Source organism: Raineyella sp. (genome assembly GCF_034933565.1).
Lineage (GTDB): Bacteria > Actinomycetota > Actinomycetes > Propionibacteriales > Propionibacteriaceae > Raineyella.
The window spans coordinates 81,086-95,623 of the sequence record NZ_JAYFNG010000009.1; the positions used below are offsets into that span (position 1 = coordinate 81,086).

Annotated in this window: 14 protein-coding genes; 2 read left to right on the top strand and 12 right to left on the bottom strand. The window is 72.4% G+C overall.

Features of this window, described 5'->3' with window-relative positions; all coding sequences use genetic code 11:
* Positions 1-40: 40 nt before the first annotated feature.
* From VB059_RS03140 to VB059_RS03175, 8 genes are all read right to left on the bottom strand, one after another.
* On the bottom strand, positions 41-940 hold the full coding sequence (locus VB059_RS03140; RefSeq protein WP_323420569.1) for a transglutaminase family protein: 900 nt from the start codon (positions 938-940) through the stop codon (positions 41-43).
* Positions 937-3,621: a circularly permuted type 2 ATP-grasp protein gene (locus VB059_RS03145; RefSeq protein WP_323420570.1), complete on the bottom strand. Its 2,685-nt coding sequence runs from the start codon at positions 3,619-3,621 to the stop codon at positions 937-939. The genes VB059_RS03140 and VB059_RS03145 overlap by 4 nt, the downstream gene beginning before the upstream one ends.
* Positions 3,622-3,631: 10 nt before the next feature.
* Positions 3,632-5,089 carry an adenosylhomocysteinase gene (gene ahcY, locus VB059_RS03150; RefSeq protein ID WP_323420571.1) on the bottom strand — a complete coding sequence of 486 codons (1,458 nt, stop codon included), beginning with the start codon at positions 5,087-5,089 and terminating at the stop codon, positions 3,632-3,634.
* A 187-nt stretch (positions 5,090-5,276) separates the two neighbouring features.
* Entirely contained in the window at positions 5,277-5,708 is a 432-nt protein-coding gene (aroQ, locus tag VB059_RS03155) for a type II 3-dehydroquinate dehydratase (protein ID WP_323420572.1), read from the bottom strand.
* Between the two features lie 269 nt (positions 5,709-5,977).
* Positions 5,978-7,006 (bottom strand): SIS domain-containing protein, encoded by a 1,029-nt coding sequence (locus tag VB059_RS03160; RefSeq protein WP_323420573.1) that lies wholly within the window; start codon positions 7,004-7,006, stop codon positions 5,978-5,980.
* A gap of 11 nt (positions 7,007-7,017) precedes the next feature.
* The gene (locus VB059_RS03165) at positions 7,018-7,275 is read right to left on the bottom strand and encodes a Trm112 family protein (protein WP_416339481.1); all 258 of its coding nucleotides are present in this window, start codon (positions 7,273-7,275) and stop codon (positions 7,018-7,020) included.
* Between the two features lie 209 nt (positions 7,276-7,484).
* Positions 7,485-8,870 carry a phosphomannomutase/phosphoglucomutase gene (manB, locus tag VB059_RS03170; protein ID WP_323420574.1) on the bottom strand — a complete coding sequence of 462 codons (1,386 nt, stop codon included), beginning with the start codon at positions 8,868-8,870 and terminating at the stop codon, positions 7,485-7,487.
* Between the two features lie 111 nt (positions 8,871-8,981).
* Positions 8,982-9,389 carry a DUF3499 domain-containing protein gene (locus VB059_RS03175; RefSeq protein ID WP_323420575.1) on the bottom strand — a complete coding sequence of 136 codons (408 nt, stop codon included), beginning with the start codon at positions 9,387-9,389 and terminating at the stop codon, positions 8,982-8,984.
* Positions 9,390-9,482: 93 nt separating this feature from the next.
* On the opposite strand from VB059_RS03175, the gene VB059_RS03180 reads away from it, so the two are divergent.
* Positions 9,483-9,941 (top strand): metallopeptidase family protein, encoded by a 459-nt coding sequence (locus VB059_RS03180; RefSeq protein ID WP_323420576.1) that lies wholly within the window; start codon positions 9,483-9,485, stop codon positions 9,939-9,941.
* 115 nt (positions 9,942-10,056) lie between these two features.
* On the opposite strand, the gene VB059_RS03185 is transcribed toward VB059_RS03180, so the two are convergent.
* The 3 genes from VB059_RS03185 to VB059_RS03195 form a co-directional block, all read right to left on the bottom strand.
* Positions 10,057-10,320 carry a WhiB family transcriptional regulator gene (locus VB059_RS03185; RefSeq protein WP_323420577.1) on the bottom strand — a complete coding sequence of 88 codons (264 nt, stop codon included), beginning with the start codon at positions 10,318-10,320 and terminating at the stop codon, positions 10,057-10,059.
* Positions 10,321-10,630: 310 nt separating this feature from the next.
* On the bottom strand, positions 10,631-11,539 hold the full coding sequence (locus VB059_RS03190; RefSeq protein WP_323420578.1) for a hypothetical protein: 909 nt from the start codon (positions 11,537-11,539) through the stop codon (positions 10,631-10,633).
* Between the two features lies 1 nt (position 11,540).
* Positions 11,541-12,662: a mannose-1-phosphate guanylyltransferase gene (locus tag VB059_RS03195; RefSeq protein WP_323420579.1), complete on the bottom strand. Its 1,122-nt coding sequence runs from the start codon at positions 12,660-12,662 to the stop codon at positions 11,541-11,543.
* Positions 12,663-12,749: 87 nt separating this feature from the next.
* Between VB059_RS03195 and VB059_RS03200 the strand changes: the two genes are divergently transcribed.
* A complete protein-coding gene (locus tag VB059_RS03200; RefSeq protein ID WP_323420580.1) occupies positions 12,750-13,523 on the top strand; it encodes a TIGR03089 family protein in 774 nt (257 codons plus the stop codon).
* Positions 13,524-13,525: 2 nt separating this feature from the next.
* Here the strand turns inward: VB059_RS03200 and VB059_RS03205 are convergent, their stop codons facing one another.
* On the bottom strand, positions 13,526-14,497 hold the full coding sequence (locus VB059_RS03205) for a glycosyltransferase family 2 protein (protein WP_416339485.1): 972 nt from the start codon (positions 14,495-14,497) through the stop codon (positions 13,526-13,528).
* Between the last annotated feature and the right edge of the window lie 41 nt (positions 14,498-14,538).

Here is a 14,538-nt window from a genome sequence, read left to right on the forward strand (position 1 = left end):
TCAGGCCATCGCGGCGGGGCTCAGGCCGTCGCGGCGGGGCTCAGGGCGCCGGGAACGTCGACAGTTCACGGGGGGCCATGTCGACGCTGACCTTCATCGACGATCCACCGCTGTCGCCGTAGATCACGCCCCGCACCGGCGCCACGTCCGAGTAGTCCCGCCCCCACGCCACCGTGGCGTGGGACTCGTCGACCGGCCGGTCGTTGGTCGGGTCGAGGTCGTACCAGTCGGCGCCCGGCAGCCACACCCCGGCCCAGGCATGGGTGGCGTCGGCGCCGATGTTGCGGGGCCGCCCCGGCGCCGCGACGGTGGCCAGGTAGCCGGACACGTACCGGCCGGCGAGCCCGACCGACCGCAGGCACGACACCATCAGCTGGGCGAAGTCCTGGCACACCCCGGCACGGAGGGCCAGCACCTCGCCGACCCGAGTGGTCACCGTGGTCGCCCTCGGGTCGTACGTGAAGTCGGCGTGGATGCGGTGGTTGAGGTCCTGCACCGCCTCCCCCACCGGCCGGCCCGGCAGGAACGACCCGGCGGCGTACGCGGCCACCTCGGGCAGCACGTCCACCCGCGGCGAGGGCAGGGTCAGGTCGACGGCGCGCCACCAGTCGGTGACGTCGCGGCGACGGTCGGGGCGGCACTGCTCCCACGGCACGGCGAGTGCCTCCGGCGCCACGGTCTGCTCGGCCACGGTGAGGTCGGTGGTCCCGACGATCACCAGGTCGGTGTGCGGCTCGGTCACCTGGTACCAGGTGCGGGCGTTGCCGTACACGTCGACGTACGTGGCCAGATCGGCCGGCGCCGGGGTGATCCGCAGGCGGTGGTCGAGCACGTGCTGGCGGCTGTCCTCGCGCGGTGTCAGGTGACAGAGTCCGTAGCTGGAGGTGATCCGGCCCTCGTAGCGGTAGGCCGTCTCGTGTCGGATCCGGTAGGTCCTCACATGCCACCCCCGCCCGGGCCGGCCGGGTGCTCGGCGGCGACCCACAGCGGGCGGGGCAGCGGGCCACGCCGGAGGTAGGAGTCGGCCACCGCCTCGGAGACCCGCAACAGCCGGGACCGCAGCTCGGCCAGGTAGTCGTCGACGCACTGCACCGGGTCGGGTCCCGGTGCAGGGGTGGCCGGGCCGTCGGGCCCGGCCGCGGGAGCCGCCGGGGCTGACCCCGAGGCCTCGGGACCGTCCGCGGGCCGGACGAGGGCGGGCTCGCCGTGGCACACCCGCCGGACCGCGGCCTCGGTGGTGAGTTCGGCGAGGTCGGTGAGCAGTCGCTGCGGCCGGTCGTTGGCCGAGGCGTACGGCAGCCGCCCCAGCGCACGCTGCAACCGCTGCACCTGGAAGGCCACCGAGCGCGGATTGCTCGGATCGGCCACCAGCAGGCCGAGCACGACCGCAACCTCGGGCCGGCCGCCGTGCCGGCGGCGATAGGTGACGACACTCTCGGTGGCGGTCATCACCGCAGTGAGCACCAGCTGCTGGGGCGGGACCGACCAGCGTCCCGCGGCGTCGGCGGTGACGCCGGCCCGCAGGGCGGGTGCGGAGAGGCAGGAGCGCAGCAGGCCGACCAGCATGACGGCGCGTTCCAGTGCCCGGCCGGAGTCGAGGAACTGCCAGGCGGCGTCGTGGACCATGTTCTCCGCGGTGATGCCGTTGAGCGCCAGCAGCGGGACGAGGCTGCGTTCGGCGGCGTCGCCCAGCCGGCTGGAGTCGTCGGGCTCGGCCCGGCGCAGGTCGTCGAGGGCCCGTTCGGCACCGGCCAGCACCACCCACACGTCGGAGGAGAGCTGGTCGCGGACACCGTCGGCGGCGTGGCTGAGCCGGGCCAGACAGCGCGCCACGGTGCCGCGCCGGGACCGGTTGACCAGTTGGATCCGGAGCTGGCGCAAGGCGCTGGTCCGGTCACCCGGGCGTGGGGTGGCGGTGACGGCGTGGAGGGCGTCGAGGAGCACGTCGACGGCCGAGCCGGGCCGGCACACCATGTTCATCTCGACCAGCACGTGGTGGGTGGCGCTGACCAGGCGGACGACGTCCTCGGCCCGCTCGGCATAGCGTCCCAGCCAGAACATGTCGTCGAGCACCCGCGGCACCATCGCGGCGGTGCCGCCCATCAGGTCGGTCACCACGTCGCCGTCGGCGTCGGTGGCGGTCGCCAGGTCGCTGCCGACGATCCACAGGTCCTTGGTCGGCCGGCCGGACAACGCGGCGGGCCCGGGGGTGGTCGCCATCGGCTCGTCGACGATCTCGCCGAGGCCGCCCGGCAGCGCGGCGTACGAGGCGCCGTGCCGGATCAGGTAGCCGGTCAGCTGGAACGGCGCGGGCCCGATCCGCCCGTCGCGCAGCGCCGGGCTGATCGACAGCGGGAGGATCTGCTGGCCGACATAGAGGTGCGGCTCCCCCTCCACCCGGCGGATCAGTTCCGTACGCTCCGCCGCGCTGAGCAGCGGGCCCTCCCAGGTCCGGCCGGACCCGAGGTGTGCCAGCCGCAGCTCCGCCAGATGCGTACGGACATGGCTGCGCGCGGCGTCCTCCCCGCACCACCAGCTCGGCAGTGCCGGCAGCCGCAGCCGCTCGTCGAGCAGGACCCGGCAGATCACCTCGTCGAACGCCATCAGGCCCGGGTTCTCCAGCACCCCGGTGCCGAGCGAGTTGACGACCGACACCGCGCCGCGGCGGACGACCTCGGTCAGGCCGGCCACCCCGAGCCGCGAGCCGGCCTGCAGCTCCAGCGGGTCGGTGGCGCGGGCCGGCACGTGGCGGAAGATGACATCGACCGGTTCCAGCCGGCCGAGCGAACGCAGCCAGACCCGCCCGTCGCGGACCACGAGGTCGTTGCCCTCGACCAGCGGGAAGCCGAGCCGACTGGCGAGGAACGCCGGGTCGAAGGCGGCGGCCGCGTGGGTGCCCGGGGTGAGCACGACGACGTGCGGATCCTCGACCTCACGGGGGCCGGACTCGATCAGCGCGGCGCGCATCGCCTGGTAGAAGGGGGTGAGCCGGATCAGGTCGGCCTCCCGGTACAGCTCGGCGTGCACCCGCGACAGCACCCGCCGGTTCTCCATCGCGTACCCGGCGCCGATCGGCGACTGGGTCTCCTGGGCGCGCAGCCGCCAGCCGCCATCGGCGTCCCGGCCGATGGTCGCCCCGACCATGAACAGCCCGCCGGGCAGCTGCGCGCCGATCAGTGGTCGCAGGTAGCCGGGATGGCCCATCACCACCTCGGGCGGCAGCACCCCCGCAGCCAGCAGCCGGCGTTCGCCGTAGAGGTCGGTGAAGACCGCCGACAGCAGCTCGGCCCGCTGCACCAAGCCGGTCTCCAGCTCTCGCCACTCCCGGGAGTGCAGCACCAACGGCATCGGATCGAGCCGCCACGGCTGCGGCTCGGCCACCTCCTCGTCGTCATCGCCGTGGCGCATCTCCACGGGGTCACGGGTGGCCCAGGGGCGGTAGGTGACGTTGTCGTCGGCCAGCCGCCGGTCGACCTCCCGCTGTCGGTCGATCCAGTCGACCGGCACCTCGGTGAGCGCCGAGAGCTCCGCCCAGCCGAGCCGCAGGGCGCCGTCGCGGGCCCGGAACTCGTCGTACGGCCCACCGGGTGCCTCGCCGGCGCGGTCCCTCCCGGCGTCCATCGTCGGTCCCTCAGTAGCGGTAGAAGTCCGGCTTGTAGGGCCCCTCGACGCTGATCCCGAGGTAGTCCGCCTGCTTCCGGGTCAGCGTCGACAGGTGCACGCCGAGGGAGTCGAGGTGCAGCCGCGCCACCATCTCGTCGAGCTGCTTCGGCAGCCGGTGCACGCCGATCGGGTAGGCGTCGCGGTTCGCCCACAGCTCGATCTGGCCGAGGACCTGGTTGGTGAAGGAGTTCGACATCACGAAGCTCGGGTGGCCGGTGGCGTTGCCGAGGTTGAGCAGCCGGCCCTCGGACAGCACGATGATGGCGTGCTCGGCGACCTCGGCACCGGCCGCCGTGGTGCCGGTCGGGAAGGCCCACTCGTCCACCTGCGGCTTGATCGTCGTACGCCGCACGCCGGGCCAGTTCGTCAGACCGGCCATGTCGATCTCGTTGTCGAAATGGCCGATGTTGCCGACGATGGCCTGGTGCTTCATCCGGGCCATCTGGTCGGCGGAGATGACGTCGCAGCAGCCGGTCGCGGTGACGAAGATGTCGCCAATGCCGAGGACCTCGTCCAGGGTGGCGACCTGGTAGCCATCCATCGCGGCCTGCAGGGCGCAGATCGGGTCGATCTCGGTGACGATCACCCGGGCACCCTGGCCGCGCAGCGACTGGGCGCAGCCCTTCCCGACGTCACCGTAGCCGCAGACGACCGCGACCTTGCCGCCGATCAGCACATCGGTGCCGCGGTTGATCCCGTCGATCAGGGAGTGCCGCACACCGTAGATGTTGTCGAACTTCGACTTGGTCACCGCGTCGTTGACGTTGATCGCCGGCCACAGCAGCGTGCCGTCACGCTCGGCCTGGTAGAGCCGGTGGACGCCGGTGGTGGTCTCCTCGGTGACGCCCAGGATGGCGTCGGCGACCGCGACCCAGTCCACGGTGCCGTGCTCCAGCGTGCTGCGCAGCGCGCCGAACAGTGCCCGTTCCTCGTCCGAGCCGGCCGCCTGCGGGTCGGGCAGCGTGCCCGCCTTCTGATGGCGGACGCCGAGGTGGACGAGCAGGGTGGCGTCGCCGCCGTCGTCCAGGATCATCGTCGGCAGTTCCCCGTCGGGCCAGATGAACGTCTGGGTGGTGGCCCACCAGTACTCGTCGAGCGTCTCGCCCTTCCAGGCGAACACCGGCTGGCCCTGCGGGGCCGCCGGCGTGCCGGTGCCGACCGCGATCGCCGCGGCGGCGTGGTCCTGGGTGGAGAAGATGTTGCAGGACGCCCAGCGGACCCGGGCACCGAGTGCGACGAGGGTCTCGATCAGCACCGCGGTCTGGATCGTCATGTGCAGTGACCCGGCGATCCGCGCCCCGGCCAGCGGCTGCTGGGGACCGTACGTCTCGCGCATCGCCATCAGGCCCGGCATCTCGTGTTCGGCGAGGGTGATCTCGCGGCGGCCGAAATCGGCCAGGGTCAGGTCAGCGACGCGGTTGTCCATGCTGGCAGATGCTACTCGGTGCCGAGCTGCCCCCGAGCCACCACGTCCTCGGCCCCGCGTACCTCAGCCTGTGGGGCAGCCCAGGCCCTGCGTACCTCAGCCTGGACCAGCTCGGGCCCGGTCGACTCGGGCTGGACCAGCCCGGGCCAGGTCACCTCGGTCCTGGACCAGCTCGGGCCGGGTCGGCTCAGCCCTGGGTCGCGAGCCACCCCAGGGCGGCCAGGTACCCCTGGATGCCCAGGCCGGCGATCACCCCGGTGGCGTACGGCGTGACGTACGAATGCCGGCGGAATTCCTCGCGCGCGTGCACGTTGGAGATGTGCACCTCGATCAGCGGGGCGGTGCGTTGGGCGACGGCGTCGGCGACCGCGACCGAGTAGTGGGTCCACGCTGCCGGGTTGAGGACGACCGGCAGCCCGGCGTCGGCGGCCTCGTGCAGCCAGGCGATCATCTCGTGCTCGGCGTCGGTCTGGCGCACCTCGACGTCGAACCCCAGCTCGGCCCCCCGGGCGCGGCACAGCTCGGCGAGCTCGGCGTACGTGGTGGACCCGTACGTCGCGGGCTCGCGCTTTCCGAGGCGACCGAGGTTGGGACCGTTGAGGACGAGGACCTTCTGCATGAGGGCAGCGTACGGCCCGCCGGGCCGTACGGGGGCCGGGACCCGATGTGGGAAGGCGCCCCGGGCCCGTGGCCGGCCCTCTGGCCCGGGCAGGAAGGCGCACCGGGCCCTCGGCCGGAGACCCGGGCCCGGGCCCGGGCGGGAGCAGGCCGGGTCGGGCACCCGGACAGGTCCACGGTGGGGCCTGGGCGAGCCGGGTCGAACGCTCGGACAGGTCCCCCTGCCGGGCACTCAGGCCTGGTGATCAGGTGGGCCGGGTCGGGCCAGGGTCAGCCGAGCGAGGTGCTGCCGAGGCCGATCCCGAGGTAGGCGGCGGTGAACCGGCCCTTCTGCAGCAGCATCACGTAGCGGGCCAGGTCCTCGCCCTCGGGTGCCTCGAGGGAGTCACTGCGTACGTCCCTGCGGCTGCACGCGGCGCGGAGTGCGGCAGCCGCCCGACTGACGTCGGCGTGGGCGTCGCCGTCGTCGAGGATCAGCAGGCACGGGCGCCGGTCGGCGCTCGGGTCGTCCTCGAAGGGATCGGCGAACGGATCAGCGGGTTCGGTCGCCTCGATCACCGCCATCAGGTCGTGCGCGTCGGCGGACAGCGCGGCCCGGCCGGTCACCACCCGCAGTGCCCCGGCGACGCGGCGGCCGGCGCGGGCGGCGAGCACGGACCCGCCCCACACCAGCGGCTGTGCGTCGGCCATGGCGCAGGCGATGCCCTTGGCCGGGTTGGCCGACAGGTCGACGAAGGGCGAAGAGGCCTCCGCCACCATGTCCGCGGCGTCCGCGACGGACTCGACCGAGACCGGCGGCCCCAGCCGCAGCTCGTGCAGGGCGGCCAGCATGAGCATCACCGCGGCGAGCGGATCGCCGGTCGTGGTGGGGACCAGCGTGGTGCTGCGGGACGCGGCGAACTCAGCGACCGACGACGCCTCGGGGGCGGCGATGACGATCCGGGCCCCGCGCCGCGTCGCCTCCTGGGCGGACTCGATCAGCGCCGCGTCTGACCCCTCGGATGCCATGATCAGCACCAGATCGAGCGGGCCGACCCAGCCGGGCAGTCCCTGACGCGGCCAGGCGACGAACGGCACCGGGCAGACCGGTTCGAGCACCGCACGGATCAGCCGGGCATCGGTCCCGACCGCAATCACCGCGCGAGGCCGGTCGGCCTCGGCCAGCGCGAAGATCGTGGCCGAGGCGCCGTACCACTCACTGCGCAGCCGGGCGCCGCACTCGGCGAGCCGCCGCAGCGCCGCGTCGTACGTCAGCAGGACCTCGCGATCGTCGAGCCGCGAGTCGTCGAAATCCGCCATCGCCCCGGCCCCTATGCGCCGGTGGCGTCCGCAGCGCCCTCGGCGGGGGTGCCCGCAGCGGTCTCGCCGGGACGACCGGTGTCCACCCCGTGCGGGTTGCGCGCCTCGTCGACCAGCAGCACCGGGATGCCGTCCCGCACCGGGTACGCCAGGCCACAGCCGTTGCCGGTACAGACCAGCTCGTGGCGATCGTGGTCCACCGCCAACGGCGAGTGGCAATTCGGGCAGGCCAGCACATCGAGCAGTGCCGGATCCAGGTCGACGGCCATGGTGATCTCCTCGCTGCCCGCCGCGGTCGGCGGGTCCGTTGCAGTCAGTCTAGGAGCGTCGCGCCCGGTCCCGGAGCGCCGCATCGCGTGGCGAACGGTTCCGTGCCCACGACATGGCGCGGCCTCCTCGACGTGGTCCGTGCCCACGACACGGTGCCGTCTCCATGAGGCAATCCCGTCCCGACCGGGGACGCGGCGCGGTGCCGGGCTCAGCCCCGGACCAGGCCGAGCACCTCGTCGCGCAGCGACTCCATGGTGGCCCGGTCCAGCGCCTCCACGTTGAGCCGCAGCAGCGGCTCGGTGTTCGAGGGACGCAGATTGACCCGCCAGCCGTCGCCACGGACGGTCAGTCCGTCGATCCGGTCCTGCTGGCCGCGGCCCTCGAAGGCCCGGGCGACCAGGTCCATCGACGCCTGCTGATCGTCGACGTCGGAGTTGATCTCACCGGACTGGACGCGGCGGATGTACTTGGCGACCAGTTCCGACAGCGGCCGGTCGGAGTGGCCCAGCAGCGAGAGCACGTGCAGGCCGGCCAGCATGCCGGTGTCGGCGAAGTAGAAGTCGCGGAAGTAGTAGTGCGCCGAGTGCTCCCCGCCGAAGATCGCGTCGTGCTCGGCCATCAGCGCCTTCACGTACGTGTGGCCGACCTTCGAGGTCACCGTGCTGCCGCCGTTCTCGGCGACGATCTCCGGCACCGAGGCGGAGGTGATGGTGTTGATCACGATGGTGGCGCCGGGCTCGCGGGCGAGCTCCTGCTCGGCGATCATCGCGGTGATCGCGGACGGGTCGACCACGGCACCGGTCTCGTCGATGGCGAAGCACCGGTCGGCGTCGCCGTCGAACACCAGGGCCAGATCGGCGCCGGTCTCCACCACGCGCCGCTGGGCATCGACGAGGTTCTCCGGGATCAGCGGGTTCGGCTGGTGGTTGGGGAAGGTGCCGTCGAGCTCGCCGTACAGCACGTCGAGGTCGAGGTCGAGCGGCCCCAGCACACTGGGGGCGGTGTGCCCGGCCATCCCGTTGCCGGCATCGACGACGACCTTGAGCCGGCGGATGCCGTCGAGCGGCACCAGGGCGTGCAGGTGGGCGGCGTACTCGGCCAAGAAGTCCTGTTCCCGGATCGAGCCTCTGGTCCCGGCGACGGTGGCGATGGCCATCAGGTCGAGGCCGTCGGCATCCAGTGCCTGGGCGTCGTGCTTCAGCTGCCGCAGGAACTCCGGGGTGACCGGACGGGCGCCGGCCAGGCAGAACTTCACGCCGTTGTAGCGGGCCGGGTTGTGCGACGCCGTGAAGGTGAGCCCGGGCAGGTCGAGGTGACCCGACACGAACCACAGTTCGTCGGTCGAGGTGAGCCCGGCGACGATCACCTTCGCGCCCTCACTACGGGCGCCGGCGATGAATGCCGCGGAGAAGTCCGGACCGCTGGTACGCATGTCGCGCCCGACGACGAACTCCACCTGCCCCCCGTTCGCCGCCTTCATCAAGCGGGCGTACGCGACGCCGAGAGCGGTGGCACCGGCGGTGTCCCATTCCGGGCTGTCGCCCGAGGTCACACCGCGGATGTCGTTGGCCTTGAAGATCTGGTCCTGAAGCATCGTCGGCGATCCTATCCCTTCCCGGGTGCTGCTCCTGCACCGGTTCGGCAGTCCACCGACGGATGGCCCCGTGACCCAGGAGGGCCCTGGGGCCCAGAAGGGACCCGTGACTCAGAACGGCCGGCGGGTGTCACGGACGGGGGTCGTACGCCCGCCGGAATCCTTCAGCATGGTCAGATGCCCCTTGTGGGCCACTTCCCGCACATCGGCGCGGTCGGCGAAGTCCCCGGGGCCGACCGGCTCGTCCTCCGCCAGGCCGACCCGGCGGACCGCATCGGCCAGGGCCATCAGGTCGTCGACGTCGGGTTGCTCGGGCTCGCCGGTGAGCGGGAGCCGGATCACGTCCCAGCCCCGCGGCACGGACAGCCGCTGGGAGTGCTCCAGACACAGGTCGTACGCCGCCGGTTCGGACCGTGCGGACAGCGGGCCGAGCACGACCTGCTGGTCCGCGTACGCGAACGTGAGGGTCGCCACCGCCGATCTGCCGCAGCCCGATCGCGTACACCGCCTGGTCGTCACCCCATGAACGGTACCCCCGCCGACCCCGATCCCCCCGAAGCCGCTGGATCGTGTCGCGCCGCGGGACGAGCGCGGCCGACTATCCTGACCCCCATGTCGAGCTCCTGGTACCGCCCGCGCCGGCGGGACCGTCACGGGCGGGGCCTGCGGGGTCCGCTCGCGCTGCCGAACTCCTGGACCGGGCGACCGGTGCGGGCACCGCAACGACCCGACGACCGGAAGTTCTTCGCCGAGGCGCTGGCCGAGGCGATCGCCTCGATCGGCGCCGCCAACGCCCGGGTGCTGGACGGCATCTCGGTCGGGATGGAGGACGTCCCGGATCTGCCGGCGTCCTGGGCCCACGACAGCGTGCCGCTCGCCGCCGCGGTCGAGTCGCCGGACGGCCGGGCCGCCGAGGTCGTCCTCTATCGCCGGCCGCTGCAGCTGCGGGCCGCCTCGCGGGAGGGCCTGCGGATCCTGGTCCGGCGCACCCTGGTCGAGCAGCTGGCCGTGGTCACCGGCCTGCCGCCCGAGGAGATCGATCCCGACGGCGAGTCCGACGACGACGAATAGCCAGGGAAATCCCTGATGACTCCCCGAAATACTGAAGCGGCACCCCGGGAAGGGGTGCCGCTTCAATCGGTGGATTGTTCGGATTCGTTTCCATGGATTGTCCGGAACGAGCAGATCACACGATCTGCTTCTTGAGCTTGCGGCGCTCCCGCTCACTCAGTCCGCCCCAGATCCCGAATCTCTCGTCATGCGCCAAGGCGTAGTCGAGGCATTCTGCGCGTACGTCACAGGATTGGCAGACAGCCTTCGCCTCGCGCGTGGACCCACCCTTCTCCGGAAAGAAGGCTTCGGGGTCGGTCTGCGCGCAGAGGGCCCGCTCCTGCCAGCCCAGAATGCCCTCGTCTTCACCTCCGTCGAGGACGGTCAGCCACTCGTCCATGCGTTCCTCCTGGTTTCCCGGATGAACTGCCCGCGGGGGGTTCGGACAGCCGATGTCGTGTCGGATGGCCGGACCTGTGGACCGGCCGCGGTCTGGTGGTTTCACACCCGTCGATGCGGCCCGATCCGCGCAGGGATTGAAGTCACATCATTGGGATTACACTGATGTGATCCCCGAGTGCGATACCGAGATTACGTCATCGGAACGGCGCGGCGCAACGCAGAACGACAACGACTCGGACACGCACCGCGTGTCGGATGGCGTTCGACCGGGGATCCGCACTCACACCCGGGAACGGGGTGTCAGCGGCTCACTGCGGGTCGCTGTGTGGTCCATCCCACAGATCGGGATCGATCTGGCCGGGTCCGCGCCCCGGCCGGTCCTTCGTCCCCGGCATCGGCGGCTCGGCCGGCCCCGGCGGGAGCGTGCCGCCCTTCGGGACCGGCCCGCCCGACGAGGCCGATCCGACGTCCCCCGGCCCCACCGGGGCACCGGAGTCGAGGGCCCGGGCGGGTTCCCACCCGAACGGTGTGGTGGTGTCCCCCCAGGCTGCGGCCTGTTGGCCGTGGGCGGCATCCGCCGCACTGTGCCAAGCGGCGCCGGCCGCCGCGTCGGGCTCCCGGACCTGCCCCGCGTCGACGGTCTCGCCGGACTCCGCCGGGACCTCCTCCGCGGCCCCGGGTACCCCGCTGCCCGCCGTCCCGGTGCCACCGGTCCCGGTGTCGATGACCGCACCGGCGCCGTCCGGTTCTGTGCGCGGGCCGTCCGCAGCACCCGCGCGACGGGCGGCTCCGGCGACCGTGCCCAGTGCGACACACAGCAGCACCGGGACGACGGAGGACACGATGATGTCGGCCACCGCCAGTGCCCGGTCAGCGGTCTTCAGCGCCGGCGACCAGAGTCCGGCGATGCCGGCGGCGATCGACGTCCCGACGGCGAGCGAGCTCACCCAGGTGGCCAGGGAGGTCAGCCGGGCCGCGTTCTCCAGCCGCGGCCGGACCCAGACGTCCGCCACCGCGAACAGCAGCAGCACCAGGACCACCGGCACGGAGACGAGGCCCTGCCCGTGTCGGGCGGCCGCCTCCAGGGGATGGAGGCCACCGACGACCGCCAGCACCATCCGGATCAGGCCCAGCACCCACCAGGCGACCACGAGGGCGATCACCACACGGGTGAACGGTCCGCGGCGCTTGCGCACCTCGGTCAGGACATCGGGCATGTCAGACGAAGGCCTCGCCGGCCCGGTCACGGACCGCCGCGACCAGCTGCTTGATCCGCTCGGTGTCGCCCTTCGGGCACACCAGCGTGACGTCCGGGGTCCGGACGACCACCACGTCCGCGAGCCCGACGGTCGCGACCAAGTGACCGTCGTCGGTGCGGTTGATCACCAACGTGTCGTGGGTGTCCAGGTGGACCACCGCGCCCTCACCGGCGTTACCGTCGGCGTCGTGCGGCAGCTGCTCGGCCAGCGCCGGGAAGCCGCCGATGTCGTACCACTGGATCGGCAGGGCGACGGCCAGCACCTCGGCACTGCCCTCGCCGCGGGAGACCGGCTCCATGATCGCGTAGTCGACGCTGATCTTCGGCGCCTGCGGGAACAGCTCCTCGACCCGGGAGGGATCCGCCGCGATGGCGGTGACGATGTCGTACGACTCGGGGGCGAGCCGGTGCAGCTGGTCGAGGAACGTCGCGGCGCGCCAGACGAACATCCCGGAGTTCCACCAGTACTCACCGGAGGTCAGGTACTGCTCGGCGGTCGCCCGGTCAGGCTTCTCGCGGAACTCCAGCACCGAGGTGACGTCGTCGAATCCGTCGATCTCCTTGCCGCGATGCAGGTAGCCGTAGCCGGTGTGGGCACTGGTGGGGACCACACCGAAGGTGACGAGGGCCCGGGGCCGGGCCTCGACGACGTCGTAGGCCCGGGCGAGGCGCTCCCGGAAGACCTCCACCGGGCGCATGATCTGGTCGGCGGTCACGACTGCGACGAGCGCCTCCGGATCCCGGTCGGCCAGCACCGCCGACGGCCAGGCGACCGCATTGAGCGAATCGCGGCCGACGGGCTCGCCGAGGATGTGCGCCGGGTCGATCTCCGGCAGCTCCGCCTCGACGACGTCCCGGTACGCGGCACCCGTGCAGACCCAGACACGGTCGGCGCCCACGACCGCCTCCACCCGCTCGTAGGCGAGCCGCAACAGGCTCTTGTCCCCCACGAGATGGAGCAACTGCTTCGGCATCCCCTTGCGGGACAGCGGCCACAGCCGCGTCCCCGATCCGCCGGCAACGATCACGACGTGACGGTTGGAGCCGGACTCTGCGTGGGCTTCCGATGATGTCCTTGGCATGGGGCTCATTGTGCCAGTAGCCACTGACCCTCGCCGGGAGAGGCAGGCGCGCGGCGGTCAGGGCCCGGAGCTCAGTAGGGTTTCGGCATGTCCTCCGTCGGATCCGGATCCCTCTCCTTCGACCAGGCGCTGCGCCCCCGGGTGCGCCGCCGGGGTGGTGACCCACTGATCACCTACTACGCGCCGAGCAGCGGCGTACGCATCGAGCTGTCCGCCCGGACCTTCGTCAACTGGGTGGACAAGACCGCCAATCTGGCCGTCGACGAGCTCGATCTCGCCGAGGGCGAGGTGGCGGTCCTGCCGCTCACCGCCACCCATCCGGGGCACTGGATCACCCTGGTCTGGGTGGCCGCACTGTGGCAGGTGGGGGTGCTGGTCCGCGATCCGGACCAGGCCCTGCCCCGACCCGATCTCGTGGTGGCCGGGCCCGAGGAGTACGCCGACGACTTTCCCGCAGCGCGGGCCCTCGGCGCGCGGGCCACGGTCGCCTGCTCGCTGCATCCGATGGGTCTCGGCTTCCCACGGCCGACCGGACCGGGGGTGCTGGACTACGGGGCCGAGGTGCGCTCCCAGCCCGACGTCTATGTGCAGGCACCGGCCTCCCCGGGCGCGCCGCTGTGGCAGGACCCGAGGGGGGCCCGTGACTGGGCGGTGGTCGCCGCCGACGCTGCGGCAGCCATGGCCGGCGACACCGCCGGATCGTACGGTCGCCGACTGGTCCGTCCGGACACGGCGTACGGCACCGTGCTGGCGGCCCTGGTCGCCCCGGTGCTGGGCGACGGGTCGGCGGTGATCGTCGAGGGGCCGGCCGATGAGGCGACGGTGGCACAGATCGCCGCGGCCGAACGCACCACCGCCTGACGTCAGGAGGCCGTACGGTCCTCCCCCAGCCCGATCAGGAAGCCCGTCCCCCAGCACATGTGCATGACCAGGAAGACCAGCGGCAGCCGGGCCCGCACCGGCCAGGGCATCTCGCGCCGCAGGGCGGCCGCCCCCGCGACGACCCCGGCGAGATAGCCGAGCGGGCCGAGCCAGCCCAGTTTCATCCAGGTGACCTTGTGGTAGCTGCCGTGACCGCCGATGGCGAACCCGCCGAGCACACCGAGCACGGCCAGCGGCGGGGCGAGATAGCGGGCGTTGAGGGTGTCGGGGTGGCGACGTACGACCTCGCGACGCCACTTGCCGGTGTCGTAGAACTGCTTGGCCAGCGCCCGGTAGGTCGACCGCGGCCGGTAGACGACCCGCATCGCGGGGGTGAACCACACCACCTCACCGGCCTGACGCAGCCGGTAGTTGAGCTCCCAGTCCTGGGCGCGGTGCAGTGTCTCGTCGTAGCCGCCGATCGCTTCCAGTGCCGATTTGCGGAAGCTGCCGAGGAAGACGGTGTCCGCCGGGCCCTCCGGCGAGGTACGCAGGTGGAAGGTCGACCCGCCGAGCCCGAGCCGGCTGGTGTAGGCGACCGCCACCGCCTGCTCGAAGGGCGTACGCCCCTGGGCGTCCATGATGCCGCCGACGTTCGCCGCCCCCGTCCGCTGCAGGGTCTCGACCGCGGTGGCGATGTAACCGTCCCCGAGCTCGCCGTGACCGTCGACCCGGACCACGATGTCATGGCGTGACGCGGCGATGGCGAGGTTCAGCCCGGCGGGCGTACGTCCGGTGGGGTTGTCGACGATCCGCACCCGCGGGTCGGCCGCCGCGAGACGTTCGGCGATCCGGCGGGTGTCGTCCTTGCTCGGCCCGACGGCGATGACGACCTCGAGCTCGCCCGGACAGTCCTGCTCCAGCACCCGCCGGACGGCGTCCTCGAGGTGGCGTGACTCGTTGCGCACCGGCATCACGACGCTGACCGCCACCGGGTCGGCCGGCCCCGGGGTCG

Excerpts from the sequence above, each read along its gene's own strand:
- VB059_RS03145 (WP_323420570.1), bottom strand. The coding sequence starts at position 3,621 with ATGGACGCCGGGAGGGACCGCGCCGGCGAGGCACCCGGTGGGCCGTAC.
- ahcY (WP_323420571.1), bottom strand. The coding sequence starts at position 5,089 with ATGGACAACCGCGTCGCTGACCTGACCCTGGCCGATTTCGGCCGCCGC.
- aroQ (WP_323420572.1), bottom strand. The coding sequence starts at position 5,708 with ATGCAGAAGGTCCTCGTCCTCAACGGTCCCAACCTCGGTCGCCTCGGA.
- VB059_RS03160 (WP_323420573.1), bottom strand. The coding sequence starts at position 7,006 with ATGGCGGATTTCGACGACTCGCGGCTCGACGATCGCGAGGTCCTGCTG.
- VB059_RS03165 (WP_416339481.1), bottom strand. The coding sequence starts at position 7,275 with ATGGCCGTCGACCTGGATCCGGCACTGCTCGATGTGCTGGCCTGCCCG.
- manB (WP_323420574.1), bottom strand. The coding sequence starts at position 8,870 with ATGCTTCAGGACCAGATCTTCAAGGCCAACGACATCCGCGGTGTGACC.
- VB059_RS03180 (WP_323420576.1), top strand. The coding sequence starts at position 9,483 with ATGTCGAGCTCCTGGTACCGCCCGCGCCGGCGGGACCGTCACGGGCGG.
- VB059_RS03185 (WP_323420577.1), bottom strand. The coding sequence starts at position 10,320 with ATGGACGAGTGGCTGACCGTCCTCGACGGAGGTGAAGACGAGGGCATT.
- VB059_RS03190 (WP_323420578.1), bottom strand. The coding sequence starts at position 11,539 with ATGCCCGATGTCCTGACCGAGGTGCGCAAGCGCCGCGGACCGTTCACC.
- VB059_RS03195 (WP_323420579.1), bottom strand. The coding sequence starts at position 12,662 with ATGCCAAGGACATCATCGGAAGCCCACGCAGAGTCCGGCTCCAACCGT.
- VB059_RS03200 (WP_323420580.1), top strand. The coding sequence starts at position 12,750 with ATGTCCTCCGTCGGATCCGGATCCCTCTCCTTCGACCAGGCGCTGCGC.
- VB059_RS03205 (WP_416339485.1), bottom strand. The coding sequence starts at position 14,497 with ATGCCGGTGCGCAACGAGTCACGCCACCTCGAGGACGCCGTCCGGCGG.